The following is a 23,013-nucleotide window of genomic DNA, read 5'->3' as shown; positions in this document are numbered from 1 at the left end:
TTTTTATCAAAATTGAATGAGTTGGGACTGTCATCCATTCACTTTAGTTAATGAAAAACATTAATCACTCTGCCCATTCAAAGGTTGGGTTTCCTTGTGAAATACACGTTTGCGAATACGACTAAGTGATTGAGGTTGCATGCCCAAATAGCTTGCGATCTGGTGATGTGCCACTCGATTAAACAGGGAGGGCCGACTTTCCATTAAGTCAATATATCGCTCTTCGGGAGAGGAGGTGATAAACCTGGTCCATTCTGATTTGGCTTTCTTTAATTCCTCTACCATAAATTCTGGCATTACTTCTGCCAGTCTGGGGAATGATAATAAGAGCAGTCGTTCAAATTGCTTGTCTGTAACGGAGAGGGTTGAGTTTTCCAGACATTCGAGGAAGTGATCCGAAGGTTCACCACTTTCATGATAGGTATGAGGAGCAATCGTATCCCCCTCGGTAAAAAAGCCAGTCGTTTTTTCTTCCCCTTTGCTCATGGTGTATTCTCTGACACAGCCTTCAAGGACCGTGAAACACTTAGTTGGGACTTGTCCTTGTCGCAGTAGTATCGTCCCTTTGCTGAACTTTTCTATGATTGTATTTTCAACAATGAATTTCTTTTCTTCAAGCGTCAGGTAGCTGACACGGTTGAATAACTCTCTTACTTTATCTCTTGCGTTCATTTCACTGTTCTGGATACGGATACTATTGCCACATTTAACAGAGATTATCTTTAACGAAAGTTAATGGTTTTAAGGTTCAAAGCCGCTTTCTTTGATAAATTAGTGTTCCAAACACAATACTTATGAAAAACAGAGATCTCACATCAATCCAAATCATCATTTATACCTGGCTGTTTGTCGTCCTGTTCGGGAATAGCGAACCGAATGAAAAGATACTGCTGACATTAGTCGCTTTAGGAATTGCTTTGGTGCTACGAATTGCTGATGGAAAGCTTGGGAAAACTTCGTGAATCGCGGAGAATGGTGGTCATGAAACAAAAAAGGCCCCTAAGGCCCCTAAGGCCCCAATCTAAACATAAAGAGAATTTGTGGTGAATTCAGTTACACGAAAGCTCGCTCATATTAAGACGATACATACCAAACAATCCATTCAAGGCTCCCTGAGAATCTGCGATGTAGACATACTCCTCGGTGCTGTCGATGTAGATCCCATCGGGACGAACCAAACCAATTGATGTGTTCAGTGTGATGGTGCAATTTAAAGTACCGTTAGTATTGTAGTTGTAGATACTTTGACTGGCGCTTCCTCCTCCAAAGGCCACCATATAAATACTTCCGTCACTAGCTCCGAAAAGCCCACTAGGTGGATTGTTTGTATCAAAAGATGATAGTGCGGTTACTTGTTGATAATTGACATCCTCTGGATCTGTAGCATCCAGATGCAAGTCTAGTTCGTAGATTCGGGTTTCTTCTTGAATACCAGCATAGAAGTATCCATTGAGATAAGTGATGGCTTCTATGCCTCGATCTGTAGCCGTACTCAAGCCAATATCTGCCAGATCCCATTCTCGAGTTACAGCTCCGGTAGCCAGATCCAGCTCATAGATGAAATTATACTCGTCTCCAATGTAGAGTTTGTCCATTCCTTCGGCAAAAGTCAGCCCTTCCATGTCTACTTCTCGGCCAAGTGTATTGGCATCAAAAGACCAGACATTCACGATTTCGTCAGTTTCCAGCGAAGCTTCCACAATGGACTTAGTGTAGTAAGAAGAGTAATCACCATTATTGACCGGATGGACGCCATTGACCGCAAAGTACGTGTTCGTTGTTTCGTTGACCACTACGCCGCTGTTACGAAAATAGTTGTCTATGCCATTGCCATCACCATTACTGATTTGATCACTTAATGCATCCCCAAAACTTAGGAATGTTGCAGTGGGATCATCAGTCAGCGTGACTTCATCTGCATCACTGTCGCTACAACTGATCAATATAAAAGCGGCAACCACAACCCCCAGGACCAGATAAGATTTCTTATTCATTGATTTCATTTCGAGCTTCCATTAAGATTTGTCAGCATTACGAGATGAAGGGGGAAGATGGTTGCCAATGTTTTTTGACTTAATGAAAGTTCATGTAATTCGTATCAGTCATGATATTATTTTCAAACCTTAATTCCTACCTCAATCCAAATTCACCACCTCTCTTTTAGGGTATTTCACCACATAGGAGAAGGCTATTTCTTGTTGCTGTTGTGGTTTTAAGGTCATGTTCCAGCGGATCAAACCAGTTGATTCTTCTAATGTTGCCGCAGAAAGTGCTTTGATATCTACGGAGATGTCATTGATCACAGGGACAGGGATTTGGTCTGTCAGGGTCAATCTGATTTCCTGATTTTTCTTGTTTCGTACCTTAATTTGATAACCTCGGCTTTCTACCCTATTGCTGCCAATGGATTTCACTTTCGTGAAGTCATCAATTTTTGTTCTTTCAATCACAATGCTTTTGTCTCTCCCCATGGAAATGCTCAGCGTATCTTTCAGGGCCTGAGCATCAAGAATAGAGCGGCCGACATAGGTGTCTTCAAAATAGAGATTAGCTTCTCCTTCGAGTAAATTGTATTGACCCCAATTGGTGACGTATGCCATTAAGAAAGCGTCTTTATCCAGCTTTGGAGCGGCCAGGTATTCGTAGTTGGCCTCAATCTCATATGCGGTCAGGTCTACGGTTAACTTTTCGCCATTGGATTGGATAGAATAAGGCTGCTCAACTTCGAACTCCACCGTGGTTTGGTTTTCGATGATAGCAGTCGTAAGGAAGTCTGCATCTTCCTTGGGTGCGCTATATCCCCGTATTCTGATGTCGTCAAATCCATCTGATTTGACGGCTACAGATTCGAGATACATTACTTCTGAAACCATTTGAGTGGATATGTTTGTGGAATTGATAGGTAGTTCTTTCGAGGCCATCCCGATGAATGAAAATGTCAGTGTGGTTGCTCCATTCGGAATGGTAAGCGAGTAATTGCCGTTAATATCCGTTATTGTACCTACTGTGGTTCCTTTTACCACGACATTTACACCAGGGATCGGTGCTTGATCATCATCCAGGACCGTACCTCTTACATGCCGAATATCGTTGCGAATCTGACCATTTTGGTAACGTTGGTAGATCGTGTGCCGTGCATAATTAAGGTTCCATTTCTGCAATTCGGGAGCCAAACCACTTTGATTGGGTGTTCCACTGGACAACCGAAGGTTAACGTCTTTCCAATCTACACCGGTATTTTGGTGGATCTCGGCTTTATAACGCAAGTTCAAAGGAGCGTCAATAGAAGTTACCCGAACATCGTATTTAGGAAACCAGCCCGCATTGGCCACCAGGTAGGTTATTGAGAAGGTGCCTTTGGTTTGGCTAGGAACGTCCACTCGAATTTTGATCTCTCCGGTTGGAAGTTCTTCCTGGCTTTTGATCGAAGCAATCTGTAAATCAAGGTGATGACGCATACGGGCCCACTTTTCATGTCTGGTATTCAACTCATAGATTTCTGTCTTGATGGCCATGAGTTGTGCATCGTAGAAATCAATGGCTTCTTTTAATTCCGAAACGCTGGCTCCATTATTTTCCCCACCGATGTTTTTGTTAGTGCCGAGCAAGCTTTCCTGTTCTTTGAGTACATCTAGCCGTACACGATTGAGTTTCATCAAAGTGACCAGCGAATCAATGGAGAACTGAAGGGCTTCCAGTACTTTGTCTTTTTTCAATTCATCGAGGTGATTGAGTACATGATTGACGGAAAGGATGGTGAAATCACCTGTTGCTTTAACCTGGATGCTTTTCTCATCAATGTGTGGTGAAAGCTGTTTGATGATCATCTCCGATCGTCCTGCAGGAAGACTGATCTGACCTTGTCGTGTGACTTGCGCACCCTCGATAAAAACAGTGGCAGCAGTTAGTTGTGTTTCAAGTGTGTTTTGTTGGAAGTTTTGTGCTTTGCTGTCTACCAAGGGGAGGAGAGACAGAAAGAGAATTAGGTAAGTTCTCATGGTGTTTTTTCTTATTGAGATGCACGCATGAGTGGAATTCCATAAATGAGGTTGAAAAAATTGAAGCAAAGCGTTCACCACGCATTAAAACGTTCACGACGCTTGGAGACCCTTTTTCTTAGCGTCGTGAACGTTGAGCGTAGATTACGCTACCTCATTCAACTGCGCTGCTGACATGGTGTAGACCTGAACGATTTTATTTTTCAATTCCGAAAAGGTTTCTTCTCCCTCTACATCCATTTCAACATCCCAATATAGCCGAGTGCGACTTTCTGTGATCGGTTCTACTTTGATGGTTCCTACAATATTAGTCGCTGGGAAGGCCGCTTGTTTGTCGATGCTATACATGAAGGTTCTTTTGGCTTCAGACTTTAGGAAAGTTTCTTCCAGATCACCCCCTTCGTGCATTTCGCAAAACCTGCGATTACCATTCTCGATTTTTGAAGACTTGATGATGGGAATCCAGGATTCTACACCATCCCCCTGAGCAATTAGTTTCCATACATTATCCACAGGGGCTTGGATTTCGTGTTCCGTGTTTATGACTCTTTTCATTGGACTTTGTTTTAAAAATGATGAGTCAAAGTTGATCAAAGCCTTCACCGATCATTTACTGAAAAAGTCCAAAGTCTTGGGGATTTGGATCATAAGTAGCAATAAGGCGATTATGTGTTTTCCAGACTTAGATTCAACCTGTTTTGCACATATTCCAATTCCTCTTCTGTGAGTTTATCCGCACGTTTTTTGATCATCGCATTCACCTTGGCCAAATCTTCATAGTAGGCAGCTTCTACGCCATATTCTTCTTTCTTCAATACATAATCATATGGCCCTCTGGACGAGATCAACTTCACGAAAATCGGGGCGGTTTCTACGGCCAGGAAAAGCAACATAATGAACCAATGCGCGATGGATATGGCTTCACTTTTTTCAGTCAATCGGTCCAACGCTTCAATACGAGAGGCCAATCCAGTTAATTGACTTTTCTTGATTTCAGCGAGGGCATCATCTTCTTGTTGTTCAAGCGTAGAAAGTGTGTTTAGTTTTTCATTGATCAGTCCCTGGTTAGTGGTCGTTAATGATGCCAATTCCTGGTCCACTCGATCCGCATCAGCCTTTTTGATTTGATAAATAGGACCAGGATTTCGTTTTCCACTTCCTCCGGTACCGTCTGCTTCTTGTTGTGCCAGTAATCGGAGCTCGTCCCGAGATTGTGTTTTATTGGTAATTTCTGCTTTTAGGGCAGTAATTTCGGCGTTCAATTGTTCCTTGGACTCCTGAAATCGTTCTTTGATGTCGCGTTCCTGCGCGAGGAGGTCTTCCTGGACCATGTGCGTGATCTCCGCGTCCACTTCCTTCTCAAAGATCTTCAATTCTAAAGGTTTGGCAATCACAATGGAAATAATGATAGCCAGGACTAGTCGGGGAGCAGCCATCAACCATTCGCGTTGGGTGTTGCCATTTTTGCGCATGCTTGAGACGATGAATCGGTCCAGATTGAAAATCATCAATCCCCACAATAGCCCGAATATGGCAGCGACGAAATAATTGTCAAATACGGTATACAAGGCGTAGCCTCCTGCCAGAGCAGCGAAAATCCCTGTAAACAAGATGGTAGCTCCAATCCCGGCGTATTTGCTGGATTCAGAAGGGCAATTTTCGAGCACAGGACGATGTACTCCTGCGCATTGCCAGAGGAATGTTTTGAGTTGACCCATAATAATGCAACGACGTGGAATAAGGTTTGTTATGCTAACCGCCAAATTCCAGCTGTTTCAATTCCTGGGCTTTTTTACAATTTCCTGAGTTTTGCTACCTGAACATGCTCAATTATCAATTTCAGAAAATCAATTGTAATTATCGCAGCGGTGGACCGCCCCTACCCTGAAGGGAGTCCAATTGATTTTCGACCTGTCCCTTGGCCGGGTAAGGCTTTAGGGAATGAAAAGGGTAAACAGGGAAATTGATGAAGTTATTTTACTTCAATTATTATTAATAGAGGGGACTTCACTTTACTCATGCCGCAACGAACTAACGATATCTGCACTGGCCGATTTCCAGATGATACGCCCAATAGCTATGATCGACAAGGTTGCACAGATCAGGAAAGAGAATCCAAATAATGCAGGACTAAGACTTGTCGCAAAAGGAAAGTTTTGAAGCCAGGACTGTCCAAACTGCCAGACGATCGGTATTGAGATAAGATTGCCGATTAGGACAATAAAGGTGAGCGGCTTACAGAATTGCCACGAAATCTGTTGAAAAGAGGCGCCGAGTGTTTTGCGAATGCCCACTTCACGGATTTTATCCTGAGCGATAAATCGGGTCAGTCCCATGATTCCCATGGCTGAAATAATTGCGACAATCAGTGTGGAGTAATCCAACAGGTCGCTTAAGCGTTCTTCATTTCGATATTGGTTTTCGTTGATGTCGCTGAGAAACCGATAATCAAATTCGGCATCAGGTAAAACCTTATTCCATGCCTCAGCGATGTTTTCGAGGATGATCTCGGAATGACCTGATACACGAATGCTCAGAAAGTTCCTTCTTTGTCGGTTAGTCATCGACAAGATCAATGGCTGAATAGGAACATGAAGACTCTCAAAATGAAAGTCAGAGGCCACCCCGATGATATTGCCAATGATAGCTGACTCACCTCCCATGTTCAGGTTTTGGCCAATGATGCTTTGAGGGTCAACAAAACCCAGTTTTCTTGCAGCAGATTCATTGACGATGAACCTCGCAGAATCACCGAATTCAAAAGGACGACCATGCAGCAGGTTTACCTGGAACGTATTAAGAAATCCTGCATCCACTTCGTGATAATTCAATACCTGAAAGTTTTGAGCAGAATCTTGCGCCATCACGAATGGCAAACGAGGCATTTCAAAACTTAATTGAGAGAGGGTCAATGTGGTGTGATCCACGCCACTCAGGTTTTGTATTTCTGATTGCAAAGCCTTTTTCGTATTCAATTCTACACCCGGAATGTTCATGATGATACTGATCACCTCCTTGCTGTTGTAACCCAGGTCTTTTGTTTTCAGGAAGTTCAATTGGTCTTTCACCAGAAATACACTCGAAAGCGCAATGGAAGTAATCAGGAATTGTAGGGTCATCAAGACTTTCTTGACCCGAAGCCCTTTGTTCAATTGTGATTGTTTATGAATAATACTCGCATGTTTAGATAAATAGAATGCCATATAGGAACCTGAAAACAGCGACAGTACGATCAATAAAACGAACATGAAAGTCACTACTTCAGGGTTAAAAAGCCCAATGGTTGATAGCGGAAGACCAACAAATTCATCGAGCCAGGGAGCCAGTAGCTTTGCAAAGAAAATACTGACAATCAGTGCCATCAATATGGTCATAAAAGTCTCCACATAAGATTCGATGATGATGTGCCGTTTACTATCACCGAGTACTTTTCGAATGCTCATTTCTTTGAGTCGGCTGACCGCTGCAGCGGTAGATAAGTTCATAAAGTTCAGTCCCGCCAGCGCCAACAGAAAGAAGGATAACCCGATGAGTATGTGAACATTTGTTTCATTACCTCTCGCACCCAGATCATAGGTGAGTGTATTGTCGAAATACATGGCTCCAAAGGGCTGAAAAGCGTAGCTAATGATCCCATTGAGTCCATCCAGCTGCGCTTCATAAAATTCAGGAAGCCTCGCTTCAATACCCGCTACATTTTTAGGATCGATGAGCAGAAAACTATTTATGGCACCAACATGTCCATGTGATGGACCAAAGGTATTTTCTACTTGTACAAAGTTGACAATGGCGTCGTACTGGATGTTGGTATTTGCAGGAGGTTGGCGAAGCACTGCTCCGATCTTCAAGCGTTTGGAGAATCGCCCACTTTCGATGGTCAGGAACTCACTGATCACATCAGTTCTGTTGAAGAATCTTAAAGCCGCAGAATCAGTGATGGCAACGGCGTTAGGATCGTTTAAAGTTGATGAAAAGTCGCCTGCAAGCAAGTCGATGTTGAAGATCTGATCAAAGGTGCTGTCCACTGCCAATATCGATTGACCTTCAAATCGTCGATCATCCAGGTGAATGGTGCCCGGTTCACCATTGGTACGACAGAATTGTTTTATTTCTCCGAAGAATTCAGTGATTTGAGGAGCTCCAATCTTGGGTGAAATGGCAAAGTGCGTTTCATTCCCGGCATTACTGATCTTAGTGGTGAGGCGGTACAGCTGATCATAGTTGTCATGCTGCTGATTAAAGCCTAATTGATAATAAGTATAAGTGTTGATGATAAAGAAGGCGGTAAGTCCTAAGGTCATGCCCAACAGGTTCCAGATACGGAAGAATGGCTGGCGGTAAAAGATGCGAAGGAGGAGACGTAGCGTGCTCATGAACTATTAATTTAGTTTTAAAACTAAGTAATTAGTTCTATAAACTAAAATTTTGGTAATAAAACACGAGTAGGGTATGGGAATTACATGGTTAACCTTCTAAAACGGTGGGTCCTTGTTTTATTTCCAGCTGATTCCTGTGAATATGTCATCCTATTGCGCCCCTAATCCAGTTCCTGCTTTTCCGGTTGAAGCTCCTTTGATGGCTTTCGATTGTTGTATAGATAACTTTTTCATTACTTTTTTGATGTGAATAATGGCTTATTGACTTAAAAGTTGCCAAAATATTACGTTGGCAATGGGGTATCGGTAGTTGCAGATCCACCTTTGACTACCTGGGATTGATATTTGTTGAGCTTTTTCATGATGTTAATATTTGATTGCTAAAATGATTATTATCCAACCGCGACGGCCCCTGTAACAGCTCCGGCACTGAGTTTAACATTAGTTGTTGTGTTAACAGCTCCTGTTACTGAGTCGGCAGTGCCGTTGGTTATACTATTACTTCCCGTGATTGTTTGTGATTGTTGCTTAGTTAGCTTTTTCATTTTCTTGATTTTAATGGATTCCAAGTTAACTGTTTATGGTTCGGTATACAATCATCCTGCTAATTGTCCGTTCTGGGCTTTAGTAAAAAGCAAACGAAGTTTATGTTTGCATTCAGCTTACACAAAGCAAACTCCACCATGTTGATAAGAAGATTAGCGGCGTTTTTGGTATTTGGGATCATTTCATTGAGTGTATCTGCGCAAAGTTTGAATTGGTCAGATACGAGGGCACAAGCTGCAGAAGAAGACAAGAAAGTACTATTGGTGTTCAGTGGTTCCGATTGGTGTCGGGGATGCATTCTTTTCGATCAACAAGTTTTACAAGATTCAAAATTTCAGGCTTTGGCATCAGATCGACTTGCACTGTACAAAGCGGACTTTCCTCGTAAGAAGAAGAACAAGCCTGAACAGACAGTCATTCGACAAAATGAACAACTGATCCAGCAGTTCAATCCGACAGGTACTTTTCCTTTTGTGCTTCTGCTCAATGAGGAAGATGAAGTCCTGCTCAAAGCGGAGGGCACCATCGATCGGGATGAATTCATGGCATCCATTCGAAAAGCCACTGAATGAAAGCGTTCGTCACTTTATTGATCCTATTTGGTGCAATACTGGGACATGCACAATCCAAACCTGAATTAGGCTTCAATGTCCAATTGGGCAATAACCTGACCTGGTGGAGGTATAATCGCGGTGTGGGATTAGGATGGGATCGAACGGATAACATCCGCGTACCTATCGTTGCAGCAGGAGCGTATTTGGAAACTGAAAAATGGCGTATTTATGCCGGACTTTCCAGAGAATGGTGGAGTGAGGAACGTCTGGAACTGTTTGAGGACAATACCCGGCGCCAAAGAAGGCTAACCATTTCCGATCGCAGTTTTCCCATCACGGATATAGAGATCAAAGTAGCGCACTATCTTGTGAGTAACGATAAATACAAATTCGGGCTTGGAATGGGAGTCGGGACGTTTTTTCTGGATACGGAATTGGAACTCCAGGACAATTTCGGGTCTCAGTGGATGTGGAGTGCAGATGTGATCAATCAGTTTCGGTTCAAAAAGCGTTGGGCCTGGCTGCTGGGCATTAACTATGAAAAAAAGATCATCTTGCCAGATATCGAACAAGCGCCAAACGAACGTCATGAGCTGTTCTCTTACGGTCTTTGGTTAGGACTCAATTACAGGTTGACTCCATGAGAATTTTGTTGTTCATTGGCTGGATGTTGGTATATGGGAATAGCCTGGCGCAACCTCATTTGGCCAAAAAACAACTCCTGTTAATGGGCAGTGCCTTCGAGTTGATTGCTACGGATAAAGAAGAAGCCACTGCCTGGGAAGCGATAGCGGCGGCAGAAAAAGAAATTCGTCGAATTGAGGCCATGATTTCCAGTTGGCAGGAAGATAGTTACACCTCCGATATCAATCGAAAGGCGGGTATCGAGTCAGTTCCTGTGCCAAAAGAGATGTTCCGATTGATCAGCCGGGCACAGAAAGTAAGTGATTTGACCCAGGGTGCTTTTAGTCTGGCTTTTGGTTCAGTTTATCACTTGTACGACTTCAAGAAGGAAGCAGTCACTCTACCCTCTGACTCCTTGATTGATGTACATGTGCCATTGGCAGATTACCAGAACATCACGTTGAATTCGGATAATCAGACGATCATGCTGCGACTGAAAGGCATGAAAATTGGCTTTGGGGCCATTGGCAAGGGATATGCTGCCGATCGGGCAAAGACGATCATGTTGGAAAGGGGCATTCAATCGGGTTGTATCAATGCCGGAGGGGACCTCACCACCTGGGGCAGCCGACCCGATGGTTCAAATTGGGTCATCGGCATTTCCGATCCCAAAGATCAAGAAGAGATCGTGGCGTATCTGCCCACAAAAAATAAAGCCATTGTTACTTCCGGCGATTATGAAAAGTACTTTCTTTACAAAGGAGAGCGTTATAGCCACATTGTCGATCCACGTACTTGTAGGCCCGTACGGGAAATATCCAGTGCGACGATCATTTGTCCGAGTGCGGAGTTGGCAGATGCACTGGCTACAGCGGTTTGTGTGTTGGGGAAAAAGGATGGGCTCGCGCTCGTCAATAAATTGAATGGAATAGAGGCGATCATCATTGATCAAAATGGGAATAAACTGGCATCAGAAAACATCGTTTTGGAGGAATATTAGTGTCATAATGGCATTGGGCCTTCTGGTTAGTTGTGCATCGGTCAAAAGCTACCAAAAGACTTTCGTCAACGATGAGGAAATGAACATTGCAGGTCACAAGACCGATTGTTTTGACCATTTTCAGTTGTATCGGGAAGGTGCTTCCGGAGGCATTGAGGTAGGGGAAACCGGTGGAGGATGCGGCTGCAATTAATGCTTCGACAAAGTGCCGATGATACGTTGAGTTCGATCGAAAATCGGAAATACTTCCTCCCTGCTTCGCGAGTATGCGATCGGATCGCCGAAGCGACAATCTTTGACGGGAGTATTTCGAAAAGCAGTAACAAGATTGCTTCGCGTGCTCGCAATGACGAACTAAACTATCATCTAATATGGGGAGTTGGTCTAAAAAATTGTAAATCATATTTTTCACAATCATTGTTAAGAACCTTGCTTTGTGTTTTTGTTTGGTTTGCTCATTGTAGTTCTTACGGCCAAAACAACCAACCATACGAAAAGTCACTCCTTTTTGACACCACCAAAATCGAGGTGGATTTCCTGTTTGGTTATTACGAGCAGGAAGGCAATCATTCTGTAGTAACGGGTGGAATTGGCACCGAGCAACTTGCTGATCAAGATTACAAAGTAGTCGTACGTGTACCTGTTGATTCGACAAGGAGGATCACCTTTCGACCCAACGTTAATTATTACACCTCGGCATCTACGGACAATATCGATAGCAAAACCTCAGCCTCCAAGTCCGACATCCGGGTGCAGTTGTATTTCGATTATGAAAAGGTCAATCCTTATACCCGACAGTACTGGAAATTTTCTGCAGGAGGGTCCGGGGAATCAGATTATTCAAGTAAAGGCCTCCAACTGAGCTGGACCCAATATCGTAAAGATTTGAATGCTAGTTTGACACTCAGTGGAAGCGTCTTCTTCGACGATTGGGTGATGATCTTCCCTGAAGAATTACGAACAGATTCGACACTATTACCTACTGACGATAAACGGAACTCTTATTCATTTGCCTCGACCTATTCCGGAATCATCACTCCGCGGATGCGTGGAAGTATTTCCGCCAGTTTGACCTATCAGGACGGACTGCTTTCCACTCCCTTTCACCGGGCGTATTTTGTAGAGGAAGAGCTTCCACGCATTGAAAAACTACCAGACAGCCGGATCAAATTCCCAATTGCCGGGCAATTGAATTTCTTTCCAATTCCACAACTGATCCTGAAGCTCTGGGGACGTCAATACTGGGATGATTTTGGGATTACTTCCAGTACGGTGAGGTTGGAATCGATCGGAAAACTAGGGACATTTTTCAGTCTTTACGGATTTTATCGTTATCACAACCAATCCGGATCGGAGTTTTTTGCTCCATTCAAATCTCATTTGACGGGTAGTGAATTCTACACTTCAGACTTTGATCTGTCTACGTTTGACAGCCATCATTTCGGAGCAGGCTTACGATGGAAGCCGTTGAATGGATTGGCTAACTTCCCATTTTTCAGATGGCCGACTCAAATTAGTTCGCTGAATGTCCGATTTGGTCGCTATTATCGTTCTGATGGCTTGAGTAGCTATCAAATTTCCGGGGCTTTGGGATTTGTGTTGGGTAAGTGAATCTGTTTTACAAGTTTTAGAGAATCAATTAGCTCCCTTTAGGGTGTAGGGGTCGAACAATTGATTTTAGTCTTTCTTTCTCAGCGCACGATTTAACGAAGAGTCGATTTATGTTTTCGCACTGCTTCCCAATCTTAGAATCACAATCAATTCCAATATCACAATAGGAATGACGAACATCAATAGCGTCTCCCAACCGAATGAAAAGATGAACCATCCTGCGGTGAGTGCGGCAGTGGCTTGAGATCCAAAAACCACAAACTCATTCAGGGCCTGTACTTTGAAACGCTCATGCAGCTGATAGCTTTGCGGTAGTAAAGTGGTTCCTCCAACAAAGAGGAAATTCCAACCAATGCCGAGGGCGATCAGAGCTACCCAATAGTTGATCAGGTCGTGGCTTAAGAATGCAATTCCCACACAGACCAAATAAGACAAGAGCCCTAAGATCATCATCCATTTCAAGCCAAGCTTCCGAATGATCCAGGCAGTGAACAAGGATGGTAGGAACATGGCGACTATGTGACTTTGAATCACAGATTTGGTGTCTTCCAGAGAATGGCCATCCATGACGTGCATACTTACAGGCGTGGCAGTCATCACAAAAGTCATGATCACATAGCCAATGGCTCCCGCTGAGAGTGCCAGCCAGAAAACAGGCTGTTTTGCGATTTCCCTGATAGGTCTGGGACTTTGATTACTGGCCGAAGCTTCAATCTCAGGATTTACAAATCCCTGAAGAATCAGGCAAGCCAGGGCAAAAAGCACTGCAAGCCCAAGAAAGGAACCGCTGAATTCCGCACTTAAGAGATCTTTGGCCCGAACCGCCAATTCCGGTCCTAGGAAAGCCGCAACAATTCCTCCGAGCAAGACAAAGGATGCTGCTTTCGGAATGTCCGAAGGACTCACGCTTTCAATGGCTGCAAACCTGAATTGCATCACACCCGCATTCGTGATACCAAATAACAAAGTACTCATACAGAAGCCATAGAAAGAACCGATGCTCAGCATGTAAGCCGCCAGTCCAGCAATGCCCATAGAATACAAAAGCATCATGGTAAATGCCCGCTTGCGACCAACTTTGCGCATGAACAAGGTCACAGGAACTGTAGATAAGGCGGTGCCTACTACCCCCAAAGCCACGGGCAACGTACTTAATTCTTCTTTCGGGGCCAGCTGAGCACCAACAATGCCTCCGACAAATACGATCACAGAATTAACTGTCAGAGAGAGGGCCTGTGCTGCCGTAAGGAGCCATACATTGCGATGAAGTCCGAGCATGTGGCAAGGTTAGCTGTTTTTGGATTGTAATGAGGAGGTTAAAGCTGGTTCATTTTAAGGTAAATCGCATTTTGTCATGAACCAGCAATACACTCAGGTACGATTAGTTTCCTGAACCCTCATCGGTCGAACTTTCTTCATTTTCATCAAAAAGTCCACCTGAAGGGTAGGTTCCCCAATTCGTTCTGATCTGTCCATCTGGTGGGATGCCATCACTATCACCGTGTGCTCTTCCGAAATTGCCGGCAGCTGAACTAGTGATGTTATCCGGGGGGATGCCATTGATATCGTGCATGTCCCTGCCCCAATACCCGTATTCAACTTCCTGATCTGAAGACTTGCTTAACGCATTGTCTGGTGGTATACCATCATCATCTCCATGATCGCTGCCAGGAGTGATTTTCGTTGAATTTAAATCCTCACCAGAGTAAGGACTCTCTGAATTCTTGTTCGATGCATTAAAAGGGACAGGAGCTGTTGATCTACGTAAACCATTGCCCACGCCTATGCCATTAGCATCGTTTGGTGCTTCTCCAGCTTGATCACCGGAATTATTTCCATATGTGGTACGATCACCAGTATCTGGAGGAATGCCATTTGTGATTTCCGACAAGTCATCGGTTAATGCAGTACAGGAAGCAAGAAACGTTATGCTCACTAGATAAACCGAGATCATTCTAAAGTAGTTTTTCATGTTTTGTGTATTTAATTGAAATGAATACTCTTTTCAATATAATGGAATTATATATGAGGATAACTCCAGCTTGATTTAATCCATTCAATTTTTGGCAAAAAAATGGTTGTCCAGGAATAATCACTTCAATAGAACATCATTCATTCAATTTTTCTAGTTTCGTTCTTACGATGAATCGATTTCAGGATGACGGCCGCCGGATGAGAGATTTTATTGATCATGCAATCGTGGTTTGCCCAAAATGTAATAGTCCGATTGACCTTACATCTGTTAAAATATCGTGTACGCATTGTGGTTTCAACGAGTCGTTTGATCGTGGAGGGAAGCATGTCGATGAGTTGAATATCTTTCCGATGGCCTATGACTATTATTGTTTTTTAAGTATTCGCTGTTGTGGAAATGTCCTTTTTGCCAATAATCTGGATCATTTGGGTTTTCTGGAGGGCTATGTGAGAGCAGACCTAAGAGTCCGTGAGCCAAACATCAATAAGAGCCTTGTGAGTCGAATGCCTCAATGGATGAAGTCAGCCAAAAATCGTGAAGAGATTCTAAGATGTATTGGAAAACTGAGAAACCGTCTGAGTAGAAGCAATTATACAAGCGCGTTTCGCCGTTAATATTACAAGTAATTCTAATCGCTTTAAGGGATTTTAATTTGTAAAAATGCCGGTTTGAATTGCGCTCTTCGTTCACTAACTTAAAAAAAAAACGCCCATGACTACCGCCATCAAGGGTGCTTCTGTTGGTGCACGTATTGACTTTGTAAAACAACGATTTGGGGAAGATACCTGGCAAAAGGTACTGTCTCATTTAAGTGAGGATGATCAGAAAACCCTGACCGGAAACATCATTGTTCTTTCGTTTTATCCACTGGCATTGAATGCACGTCTCGATGAAGCCATTGCCAAAGCCACCGATCCGAATAATCCTATCCGTGTTTATCGGGCTTTGGGTCGTGCTTCTGCTGAGGCCAACCTGACGAGTGTACACAAAACGTTTATCCTTGGAGATAGTCCACATAGGGTATTGAAACGATATCCGTCCGTCAGGAAAATCTACTACAGTGACGGCACGGGGCATTACGAAAAGGTAGGCGAGAAAGAAGGTTTCCTGGAGTTGAAAGACGCTGATTTTACACTGGAAGACGATGAAAGCACAGCTGGATATTTCGAGAGAGGTATTGAGCTAATGGGAGGTAAAAACGTAAAAGTCGAGGTGACGAGAAAGCCCCGAAGCTGTGAATACCGATTTAGTTGGGAATAAGGTTGATCTCGGATAATTTCGGCCTTGATGAAGAGGCGTTCAAATTTTAGAAACAAGATCAGACAACATCCACCACTTGATCTAGCCAAAGCATGCAAACTAGCAGGGATCAGGATCAAAGATGATCCGGCTGAATTACGTATCAGTTCTACGTTTAATGTACTTGGAGATGGAAATCCAGGATTGTTGTTATTTACAATGCTCGGAGTATTTTATTGGAACTGCGTCTATTATACAATCCCAGGAAATTTATTCAACCCTACTTGGCTGTATTCTGGGATTTGGTATTGCTTGCGCCTGCGTGATTGTTATAGCCATCCGACTTACAAATTATTTCTGTATTCGAGGAAATCGAGTTGAAAGCATCAATGGATTTACGCGATAAAAATTCTACCTGTCACCCGGTTGTGCTGTATTCCATCATATGGAATCGGAATATACTAAACTATCGAAGGGCACTGGTTCCTGGCATCGAATGGTGGACATATTCATCAATTCACCTAATTCAGGTGAACATCGGATCATGGATTTTCAAGTAGAAGAAAAACATTCGGGCCTTGCTATTCAATTAGGAAATGAAATCGTTCGTCTCATCCAAAAGCGGTTACCCTAATACTACCTCCGGTCCAATAAGGTCAGCGGATATATCCTTTCGTTGTATTCTGAGTTGCTACCTCTTAAAACAGGCAAAATGGCTTGATTTTGACTACCTCGAATAAAAATACATCAAATATTGAGGTATTTTCTTTTAATATATCAAGAATTGATGTATTGTTGCATTATGTATTCAAAGGAATTACTAAAAGGAACCCTGGAGGTCATCGTTTTGAAGCTTCTGGCTGAACATGGCAAGATGTATGGCTATGAGCTATCGCAGAAGGTGAAAGAACAAACCGATGGCAAGATCCATTTGAAAGATGGATCACTCTATCCGGCGTTACACAAAATGACCAAAGATGGTCTGCTTACCTATGAAGAGGTCAATATTGGTAAGCGTGTTCGCAAATACTATAAACTCACCATGAAAGGTGAGGAGCAGAAAGAAACATTACTCGATGAGATGAAGGATTTCATCAAGACGATCGAGAACGTAATTTTCAATGATTTTAAACCTATCCCTGCCTTATGATTACTGAAGATCAGGAACAAGTCATCATTGATGATGTAGAATCTAGCAAAATTAGGAATCAAAGCTTAAAGGAAGATCTGATTGATCATCTGTGCTGCATGACAGAAATCCAGATGGACAAAGGCAGCAGCTTCGAAGATGCGTTAAAAGTTGCGATGGTCCAGACGGCTCCCAATGGGCTCAATGAAATCGAAAAAGAAACCATTTTTTTACTCAATTACTCAAAAATCATATTTATGAAAAGGTTGACTTACCTCTCAGGCTATTTGTTTTCGGTCACATGGATAGCCGGTGTTTTATTCAAAATCCTGCACCTGCCTGGAGCATCCATGATGCTTTCAATTGGTGGATTAGGACTGGCCTTTATCTTTTTTCCATTGTTGCTCATCAATCGGTACAAGAGCATTGCACGGCAAGTGCTTTCCGAACGGCTGAAGTGGATTTTGGGAGCGATTACACTAGGGCTGCTAATTATCTCCATCTCGATGAAAATGCTTCATTTTATGGGAGCGGGAGAAATGTTGGCACTCAGCTTTCTGGTTTTCGGATTTGGATTTTTGCCCTTCTTTTTCTTTAGGATGTACAAGAAATCGGTCGATGAACTCTAAGGTTAAATAACTCAGAATAAGGGGGCTACTTGATTCAGGTAGCCTTTTTTGTTGTCTGTCTGGAGGTAACCCTATGTTGATATTTCCGTTCTCAGCTAGAACAATTCAACAATCGCATCTTAACGATAGAACCTGAACATCATGCAATACACAATCATCACAGCACATCAAGCACAACTACTTTCAGAAAAGGTATCAGAAAAAATTCAGGAAGGTTGGGTACCGCAAGGTGGAGCATCTGTCACCAATGCAGCGACAATCATATTCGCTCAGGCGATGGTGAAGGAGTGAATCTCTTGGTTGTTTTGGTGATAACACCAAAATCGGCTTGTAAAGCGTCACGATATCCTGAAGGCTACTTGAATCAAGTGGCCTTTTTTATTCCTCTCAGTTTATGATGAATCCATTTATTATGCATATATGAAACATATATATTAATTTCACGTTTGCATAACAAATAAAATGAAGACGAAAGGAGATTTTCTCGGAGAATTTGAAGAACTCATTTTGGTCGCAGTGGCTTCACTTTTGGATGAAGCGTATGGCGTCGCAGTAATGAAATACATTGAGAAGGAAGCTGGTCGTTCCTCGAATATCAGTGCAGTTCATGAAGGACTCAAACGGCTTGAGAAAAAAGGCATGGTCCAATCAAAAATGGGCGGTGCCACTCAAGTTCGGGGTGGCAGACGTAAGCGCTATTTTGAAGTCACCGATTTCGGTAGAAAAACACTTGAAGAGCTGATGCAGATGAAACTCCAGTTGTACAGTAAGGTGCCCAATTTCAACCTCAAGCTATCGTAAATGCAAAACCTGCCACCTAAATGGATGGACCGGTTTCTCAACTGGTTTTGTAAGCCTGAGTTGGTCGAAGAGATCACCGGTGATATGCGTGAGCTGTATTTCGAGCGTATGGAGATCCAGGGAAAGCGGACTGCACAAGCCAGGTATGCATTGGACATTCTTCGGTTCTTCAGAAGATCAAACATTCGTTTTTTTCAATCTTACTGGTCAAGTCAAAACTCAATTTCAATGGTCAAAAACTACTTAACAATTGCATTTCGCAATCTCCGAAAGAATCCACTGAACACAGTGGTCAACTTGTTGGGGCTTACTATCGCTGTATCTTATGGGATTCGTGCCTATGCGTATTATCAGTTCATCGACAAAATGGACCAATTCCATGACCAGAAAGAGCAAGTCCATCTGGTTACCTATTTTTCAGATAAAGAGGGCGAAAGGCTGCTATATGGCAATCCTCCGCTACCCCTTGGAGCCGTTCTCGATCAGAACTTTCCTGAAATCGAAGACGTTTGCCGGATCAAGTCAGACAACATCGTTGTTAAGCATCGGGATAACGTATTTTATGAACAGATCTGGTACGGTGACCCTTCCTTTCTGAACATGCTCACGTTCCCCTTGAAATGGGGGTCTAAGGAGGCATTATCCGATGTGAAAAGTGTCATTATCAGTGAGCAGGTTTCCAAGAAATATTTTGCAGAAAACAATCCTGTTGGCGTGGAGATCGAATTGATTTTCTCTGCTACAGATAAACGAACCTTTAAAGTGGGTGGAGTGGCTTCCGAACCCCAGGATGGTAGTACCATGGATTTTAATTTCCTGATCCATTTTGACAACCTTCAGCAGGCCCAGCCTGAATATCGGTCAGGAAATTGGGAACAACTACTGGATGGAATGCTTGTCAAGCTTAATCCGAATGCCGATCCAGCAGCGATCGCCCATCGAATGGAACCTTATCTCGAAACTTATAATGAAATCGATAGGAACAGAACCATTTCGGCTTTTCAATTAGAACCCATTAAAAATGCTTATCGCAAAGAGATTAAGGATCGATTTTCCGATGATTACCTGATTGATGGACCCTATATGATTCTAGGGACTATTGCTCTCTTCTTGCTCATTCTGTCTTGCCTGAATTACACCAACATCGCCATTTTTACAGCCACAAAACGGCTGAAGGAGATCGGAATCAGAAAGAGCCTTGGTGCTGGCAAAAAAATGATCATTTCCCAATTTCTGATAGAAAACATCTTCGTTGCCTCTATCACGATCGTTCTCGGCTATTTATTAGCTGCCGGATATGTCGTACCTGATTTTGAAAAGGCCATTGGAGAAGAATTGGGCCTGTCGATTTTCGATTGGGGCACCATCGCATTCCTCGTGGCCATCCTGTTTGTCATTGCCTTGTTGTCTGGTATTTATCCCGCTTTCTATGTGTCCAGGTATCAGGTTTCAGCCATTTTCAGGTCGAATACGAGTTTTGGTAAGCGAAACATATTCACGAAAGTATTTCTGGCCATTCAGCTGATCCTTGCAGCAAATGCCATTGCTTTTTCTACCATGACCGTGGAGAATGCCACCTACGTGAAAAGCAGAAGTTGGGGATTTGACCATAAGTACGTGAGTTATATGCCCATCCCTGATGCTCGTCAATTTGAATCCGTGAAAAATGGGTTGTCAGAAGTAGCTGGAGTTAGTGCTATTTCGGGTTCGGCGCATCATTTGGGAAGGCAACATCACGAAACCAGCGTGGAAGTGAATGAAGCCCCTCTGAGTGTGAACTTGTATGAGGTAGATGATCAGTATTTTGAAACCATAGGGTTTAAGATGCAGGAGGGTCGTGCTTTCGAAAATGAAACAGCTGATCTAAAGTCAATGGTAGTTAATGCCACCTTTGTGTCAAGCATTGGCCTGGAAAACCCACTGGGTACATCTGTCCTGATGGATGGAGAGAAGTATCGCATCATCGGCGTTGTAAAAGACTTCCACTCCTATTATTTCGAAGCTGACATTGAGCCAACTATCCTGAAACTGATGCCTGCGGAGAACTATGGTTACCTGAGCATTCGAAGTGATCATGAAAATCACGAAGAGCTCCAGGAGGCCATGAAAGAACAGTGGGCAATAGCTTTTCCGGACATTCCTTATCAAGGTGGACATCAAAGAGACGTTTGGGGTAATACTTACTGGTCGCAGATTGATGGTGCACAAGGGTTTTTCCATCAAATCGCCATCATTTGTGTGTTGTTGGTATCGTTGGGTTTATATGGTTTGGTTACCCTCAATGTAGGCGGCAGGATCCGGGAATTCAGCATCAGGAAAGTACTGGGAGCTGAGGCGTTGAACGTTACTCAGACGATCTTAAACCCGTATACGATCTTATTTATTGTAGCCTTGGCAATCGCCGTACCGCTCAGCTACTTCTTCGTTGATTCGGCACTTGGCGTCATTTGGACCTACCACGTTCCAATGAATTTCAAAGGGATTACACTGGCTACGGCAGTATTGGTTTTCGTACTGGCTTTTGTGGTCTTCTTTCAGGTACGAAGGGTGATGAGATCCAATCCGGTGAATGGTCTTCGGGTGGAGTGAGAAAAGGAATAGTATAAACACCTTAGCGTCATTTTTTTGATGGCGCTGAGGTATAGCTTTACCCTAGCGTCGACTGATTGAAGTGTATTCTTGAAAGAACCGATCAAGTTTGTTGTCCGATCCCAAAATGATCAGGTGGTCATCTTCACCAATGAAGGTATCTTTACCCGGACTTGGGATAAGGCCTTTCAAATCGTCTTTGACTCCAACTACTGTCACCCCAACTTTACGATCAATATCCAATTCGGCAAGAGTTTTGTCCCGGTAGGCGGGCTTTAGGTTTTGGAAGCTTACTTCCTCCAAATAATACTTGGTCTCAGAGACACCATTGAGCAGGTCCAGAAACTCGATCACAATGGGTTTGGTGATGAGTTGTGCCATGAACATGCCTCCGAGTACATCGGGCATGATCACTTTATCCGCCCCGGCTTTGTACAATTTACTCTCCGTTTCTGGATTGGACGCTCTGGAAATGATGGATAGGTTTGGGTTCAGATGTCGGGCAGTCAAGGTAATGAAGACATTGGACGCATCGGAAGGAGTCGTGATGATGATGGAAGAAGCCTTTTCAATGCCGATTTCCTTCAGTTTATCATCCTTAGTAGCATCTCCCAGTAAAGACTTCATGTCTTCCGGGATCATTTCATGAATTTCAGCATTCAATTCAATGATGATGAAGTCCTTGCCACTCTTTTTTAGCTCGGCACAGGCTTGTTTGCCATTCCGTCCAAATCCACAAACAATCACATGCTGGTTCATCTTATTAATTTCTTTGACTGATACATAATCCTTGAATATCGATCGAAGTTTCCCCTCAAAAAAATAGGTGGAAAACACGGAAACCACATAAGCAAATATCCCCAGATTCATCAGGATATAGATGGATGTAAATATCCTGCCGGCGTGGCTCAACTCTTTTACCTCAGTAAATCCAACTGTACTGATGGTAATGATCGTCATGTAGGTAGCATCTACGAAATCCATGTTCTCTACAAACAAGAACCATATGATTCCAATCACGATGCTCCCCGCGAATAATCCTAGTGCTGTAACGAAACTATCGAGTCGTTTATTCATTGGAGGAAAGATAAGAATTAAGGGTCAATCCATGAGATTTATCTCCAGGTTATGAAAATATCTTCAAGGCTTTGTCCAATATTGTTAAACTCATTCGACATTTATTTAAAAGTTCGTCAAGATGATCACAAAAGCCTACTCCTCCTTTTTTGCAGAACTAGAATTAAATAACACGAGGGATTGGTTCCAGGCCAATAAGTCCCGATATGAGAAAGATGTAAAAGCTCCGTTTTTGGCATTATTGAAGCAAATTATTGATAAAATTCAGGCTTTTGATCAGGAGATTTCAACTGACCCAAAAGCAGCTGTGTTTCGTATCAATCGGGATATTCGGTTTTCAAAAGATAAAACACCCTATAGCACGCTGATGAAAGCAGGTATTTCTCCGGGAGGAAAGCGCTCGGAGCTTCCAGGGTACTATTTGGGGATAAGTTCAGCTACCATTCATATTGGAGGAGGAATGTTTGGAATAGATAAAGATCAGCTGAAAAAGATCAGGTCTTCCATTACATCCGAGCACGAGGTGCTCGCCGATATTTTAAATGCTACGGACTTCAAGGATCGGTTTGGGGAATTGAAAGGAGAGCATGCAAAGCGACTTGCACCTGATTGTAAAGCGATGTTGGAAAAAGCACCTTTCATTGCGAATAAACAATTTTATGTGATGACTGAAATTCCCATGGCGGATTATTTAAATTCAGATGTCTTGTCGTCGGTGCTTATGGAATATTATAACGCAGTTTATCCCTTGAACCGGTATTTAAAGGGCTTGCTGATATAGTTCGTTTTCAACTGCCTTCGATCAAACATTCTTCTTTAAAATAGCGTACTTAATTATCGAGTTAACGTCACAAAACACATACGG

At 43.0% G+C, this 23,013-nt stretch carries 23 protein-coding genes; 14 read left to right on the top strand and 9 right to left on the bottom strand.

Annotated features, from left to right (window positions below):
• Nucleotides 1-60: 60 nt before the first annotated feature.
• Nucleotides 61-672, bottom strand: coding sequence for a Crp/Fnr family transcriptional regulator (locus R8G66_13645; protein ID MDW3193411.1), 612 nt, complete (start codon nucleotides 670-672; stop codon nucleotides 61-63).
• 122 nt (nucleotides 673-794) lie between these two features.
• On the opposite strand from R8G66_13645, the gene R8G66_13640 reads away from it, so the two are divergent.
• Nucleotides 795-962 (top strand): hypothetical protein, encoded by a 168-nt coding sequence (locus tag R8G66_13640; GenBank protein MDW3193410.1) that lies wholly within the window; start codon nucleotides 795-797, stop codon nucleotides 960-962.
• Nucleotides 963-1,049: 87 nt separating this feature from the next.
• On the opposite strand, the gene R8G66_13635 is transcribed toward R8G66_13640, so the two are convergent.
• The 5 genes from R8G66_13635 to R8G66_13615 form a co-directional block, all read right to left on the bottom strand.
• Nucleotides 1,050-1,994, bottom strand: coding sequence for an esterase-like activity of phytase family protein (locus R8G66_13635; protein MDW3193409.1), 945 nt, complete (start codon nucleotides 1,992-1,994; stop codon nucleotides 1,050-1,052).
• A 141-nt stretch (nucleotides 1,995-2,135) separates the two neighbouring features.
• A complete protein-coding gene (locus R8G66_13630; GenBank protein MDW3193408.1) occupies nucleotides 2,136-3,998 on the bottom strand; it encodes a mucoidy inhibitor MuiA family protein in 1,863 nt (620 codons plus the stop codon).
• A 144-nt stretch (nucleotides 3,999-4,142) separates the two neighbouring features.
• On the bottom strand, nucleotides 4,143-4,553 hold the full coding sequence (locus R8G66_13625; protein MDW3193407.1) for an SRPBCC family protein: 411 nt from the start codon (nucleotides 4,551-4,553) through the stop codon (nucleotides 4,143-4,145).
• A gap of 110 nt (nucleotides 4,554-4,663) precedes the next feature.
• Nucleotides 4,664-5,716, bottom strand: coding sequence for a DUF4407 domain-containing protein (locus R8G66_13620; GenBank protein MDW3193406.1), 1,053 nt, complete (start codon nucleotides 5,714-5,716; stop codon nucleotides 4,664-4,666).
• A gap of 294 nt (nucleotides 5,717-6,010) precedes the next feature.
• Nucleotides 6,011-8,371: an FtsX-like permease family protein gene (locus tag R8G66_13615; protein ID MDW3193405.1), complete on the bottom strand. Its 2,361-nt coding sequence runs from the start codon at nucleotides 8,369-8,371 to the stop codon at nucleotides 6,011-6,013.
• A 650-nt stretch (nucleotides 8,372-9,021) separates the two neighbouring features.
• Here R8G66_13615 and R8G66_13610 point away from each other — a divergent pair.
• Genes R8G66_13610 through R8G66_13590 form a run of 5 tightly spaced genes read left to right on the top strand, consistent with a single transcriptional unit; the run spans nucleotide 9,022 to nucleotide 12,709 of the window.
• Entirely contained in the window at nucleotides 9,022-9,492 is a 471-nt protein-coding gene (locus R8G66_13610) for a thioredoxin family protein (protein ID MDW3193404.1), read from the top strand.
• Nucleotides 9,489-10,118, top strand: a complete 630-nt coding sequence (locus tag R8G66_13605) for a hypothetical protein (protein MDW3193403.1) — start codon at nucleotides 9,489-9,491, stop codon at nucleotides 10,116-10,118. Before R8G66_13610 ends, R8G66_13605 begins: the two co-directional genes overlap by 4 nt.
• A complete protein-coding gene (locus tag R8G66_13600; GenBank protein MDW3193402.1) occupies nucleotides 10,115-11,098 on the top strand; it encodes an FAD:protein FMN transferase in 984 nt (327 codons plus the stop codon). Before R8G66_13605 ends, R8G66_13600 begins: the two co-directional genes overlap by 4 nt.
• A gap of 7 nt (nucleotides 11,099-11,105) precedes the next feature.
• On the top strand, nucleotides 11,106-11,291 hold the full coding sequence (locus tag R8G66_13595; protein MDW3193401.1) for a DUF4266 domain-containing protein: 186 nt from the start codon (nucleotides 11,106-11,108) through the stop codon (nucleotides 11,289-11,291).
• On the top strand, nucleotides 11,276-12,709 hold the full coding sequence (locus R8G66_13590; protein MDW3193400.1) for a DUF3570 domain-containing protein: 1,434 nt from the start codon (nucleotides 11,276-11,278) through the stop codon (nucleotides 12,707-12,709). The genes R8G66_13595 and R8G66_13590 overlap by 16 nt, the downstream gene beginning before the upstream one ends.
• A 108-nt stretch (nucleotides 12,710-12,817) precedes the next feature.
• On the opposite strand, the gene R8G66_13585 is transcribed toward R8G66_13590, so the two are convergent.
• Entirely contained in the window at nucleotides 12,818-13,987 is a 1,170-nt protein-coding gene (locus R8G66_13585; GenBank protein ID MDW3193399.1) for an MFS transporter, read from the bottom strand.
• A 103-nt stretch (nucleotides 13,988-14,090) separates the two neighbouring features.
• Nucleotides 14,091-14,681, bottom strand: a complete 591-nt coding sequence (locus R8G66_13580) for a hypothetical protein (protein MDW3193398.1) — start codon at nucleotides 14,679-14,681, stop codon at nucleotides 14,091-14,093.
• A gap of 714 nt (nucleotides 14,682-15,395) precedes the next feature.
• On the opposite strand from R8G66_13580, the gene R8G66_13575 reads away from it, so the two are divergent.
• From R8G66_13575 to R8G66_13545, 7 genes are all read left to right on the top strand, one after another.
• On the top strand, nucleotides 15,396-15,944 hold the full coding sequence (locus R8G66_13575; GenBank protein MDW3193397.1) for a DUF2378 family protein: 549 nt from the start codon (nucleotides 15,396-15,398) through the stop codon (nucleotides 15,942-15,944).
• 424 nt (nucleotides 15,945-16,368) lie between these two features.
• Complete coding sequence (locus R8G66_13570; GenBank protein MDW3193396.1) at nucleotides 16,369-16,557, top strand: hypothetical protein; 189 nt, start codon at nucleotides 16,369-16,371, stop codon at nucleotides 16,555-16,557.
• Nucleotides 16,558-16,725: 168 nt separating this feature from the next.
• A complete protein-coding gene (locus tag R8G66_13565) occupies nucleotides 16,726-17,073 on the top strand; it encodes a helix-turn-helix transcriptional regulator (GenBank protein ID MDW3193395.1) in 348 nt (115 codons plus the stop codon).
• A complete protein-coding gene (locus tag R8G66_13560; GenBank protein ID MDW3193394.1) occupies nucleotides 17,070-17,681 on the top strand; it encodes a hypothetical protein in 612 nt (203 codons plus the stop codon). The genes R8G66_13565 and R8G66_13560 overlap by 4 nt, the downstream gene beginning before the upstream one ends.
• Nucleotides 17,682-17,822: 141 nt before the next feature.
• Nucleotides 17,823-17,972: a DUF1737 domain-containing protein gene (locus R8G66_13555; GenBank protein MDW3193393.1), complete on the top strand. Its 150-nt coding sequence runs from the start codon at nucleotides 17,823-17,825 to the stop codon at nucleotides 17,970-17,972.
• Between the two features lie 171 nt (nucleotides 17,973-18,143).
• On the top strand, nucleotides 18,144-18,482 hold the full coding sequence (locus tag R8G66_13550) for a PadR family transcriptional regulator (GenBank protein MDW3193392.1): 339 nt from the start codon (nucleotides 18,144-18,146) through the stop codon (nucleotides 18,480-18,482).
• A complete protein-coding gene (locus R8G66_13545) occupies nucleotides 18,483-21,071 on the top strand; it encodes an ABC transporter permease (GenBank protein MDW3193391.1) in 2,589 nt (862 codons plus the stop codon). It abuts the gene before it with no gap.
• Nucleotides 21,072-21,134: 63 nt separating this feature from the next.
• On the opposite strand, the gene R8G66_13540 is transcribed toward R8G66_13545, so the two are convergent.
• Nucleotides 21,135-22,148, bottom strand: coding sequence for a potassium channel family protein (locus R8G66_13540; GenBank protein MDW3193390.1), 1,014 nt, complete (start codon nucleotides 22,146-22,148; stop codon nucleotides 21,135-21,137).
• A gap of 121 nt (nucleotides 22,149-22,269) precedes the next feature.
• On the opposite strand from R8G66_13540, the gene R8G66_13535 reads away from it, so the two are divergent.
• Nucleotides 22,270-22,929, top strand: a complete 660-nt coding sequence (locus tag R8G66_13535; protein MDW3193389.1) for a DUF2461 domain-containing protein — start codon at nucleotides 22,270-22,272, stop codon at nucleotides 22,927-22,929.
• The last annotated feature ends 84 nt before the right edge of the window (nucleotides 22,930-23,013 follow it).

This window comes from Cytophagales bacterium, assembly GCA_033344775.1.
In the GTDB taxonomy this organism is placed as follows: Bacteria; Bacteroidota; Bacteroidia; order Cytophagales; family Cyclobacteriaceae; genus JAWPMT01.
The sequence above is the reverse complement of the archived record's forward strand: the minus strand, read 5'-3'. Positions and strand labels throughout refer to the sequence as shown.

Coding starts and splice junctions, on each gene's coding strand:
- R8G66_13645 (MDW3193411.1), bottom strand. CDS start 672: ATGAACGCAAGAGATAAAGTAAGAGAGTTATTCAACCGTGTCAGCTAC.
- R8G66_13640 (MDW3193410.1), top strand. CDS start 795: ATGAAAAACAGAGATCTCACATCAATCCAAATCATCATTTATACCTGG.
- R8G66_13635 (MDW3193409.1), bottom strand. CDS start 1,994: ATGAATAAGAAATCTTATCTGGTCCTGGGGGTTGTGGTTGCCGCTTTT.
- R8G66_13630 (MDW3193408.1), bottom strand. CDS start 3,998: ATGAGAACTTACCTAATTCTCTTTCTGTCTCTCCTCCCCTTGGTAGAC.
- R8G66_13625 (MDW3193407.1), bottom strand. CDS start 4,553: ATGAAAAGAGTCATAAACACGGAACACGAAATCCAAGCCCCTGTGGAT.
- R8G66_13620 (MDW3193406.1), bottom strand. CDS start 5,716: ATGGGTCAACTCAAAACATTCCTCTGGCAATGCGCAGGAGTACATCGT.
- R8G66_13615 (MDW3193405.1), bottom strand. CDS start 8,371: ATGAGCACGCTACGTCTCCTCCTTCGCATCTTTTACCGCCAGCCATTC.
- R8G66_13610 (MDW3193404.1), top strand. CDS start 9,022: ATGTTTGCATTCAGCTTACACAAAGCAAACTCCACCATGTTGATAAGA.
- R8G66_13605 (MDW3193403.1), top strand. CDS start 9,489: ATGAAAGCGTTCGTCACTTTATTGATCCTATTTGGTGCAATACTGGGA.
- R8G66_13600 (MDW3193402.1), top strand. CDS start 10,115: ATGAGAATTTTGTTGTTCATTGGCTGGATGTTGGTATATGGGAATAGC.
- R8G66_13595 (MDW3193401.1), top strand. CDS start 11,106: ATGGCATTGGGCCTTCTGGTTAGTTGTGCATCGGTCAAAAGCTACCAA.
- R8G66_13590 (MDW3193400.1), top strand. CDS start 11,276: ATGCGGCTGCAATTAATGCTTCGACAAAGTGCCGATGATACGTTGAGT.
- R8G66_13585 (MDW3193399.1), bottom strand. CDS start 13,987: ATGCTCGGACTTCATCGCAATGTATGGCTCCTTACGGCAGCACAGGCC.
- R8G66_13580 (MDW3193398.1), bottom strand. CDS start 14,681: ATGAAAAACTACTTTAGAATGATCTCGGTTTATCTAGTGAGCATAACG.
- R8G66_13575 (MDW3193397.1), top strand. CDS start 15,396: ATGACTACCGCCATCAAGGGTGCTTCTGTTGGTGCACGTATTGACTTT.
- R8G66_13570 (MDW3193396.1), top strand. CDS start 16,369: ATGGAATCGGAATATACTAAACTATCGAAGGGCACTGGTTCCTGGCAT.
- R8G66_13565 (MDW3193395.1), top strand. CDS start 16,726: ATGTATTCAAAGGAATTACTAAAAGGAACCCTGGAGGTCATCGTTTTG.
- R8G66_13560 (MDW3193394.1), top strand. CDS start 17,070: ATGATTACTGAAGATCAGGAACAAGTCATCATTGATGATGTAGAATCT.
- R8G66_13555 (MDW3193393.1), top strand. CDS start 17,823: ATGCAATACACAATCATCACAGCACATCAAGCACAACTACTTTCAGAA.
- R8G66_13550 (MDW3193392.1), top strand. CDS start 18,144: ATGAAGACGAAAGGAGATTTTCTCGGAGAATTTGAAGAACTCATTTTG.
- R8G66_13545 (MDW3193391.1), top strand. CDS start 18,483: ATGCAAAACCTGCCACCTAAATGGATGGACCGGTTTCTCAACTGGTTT.
- R8G66_13540 (MDW3193390.1), bottom strand. CDS start 22,148: ATGAATAAACGACTCGATAGTTTCGTTACAGCACTAGGATTATTCGCG.
- R8G66_13535 (MDW3193389.1), top strand. CDS start 22,270: ATGATCACAAAAGCCTACTCCTCCTTTTTTGCAGAACTAGAATTAAAT.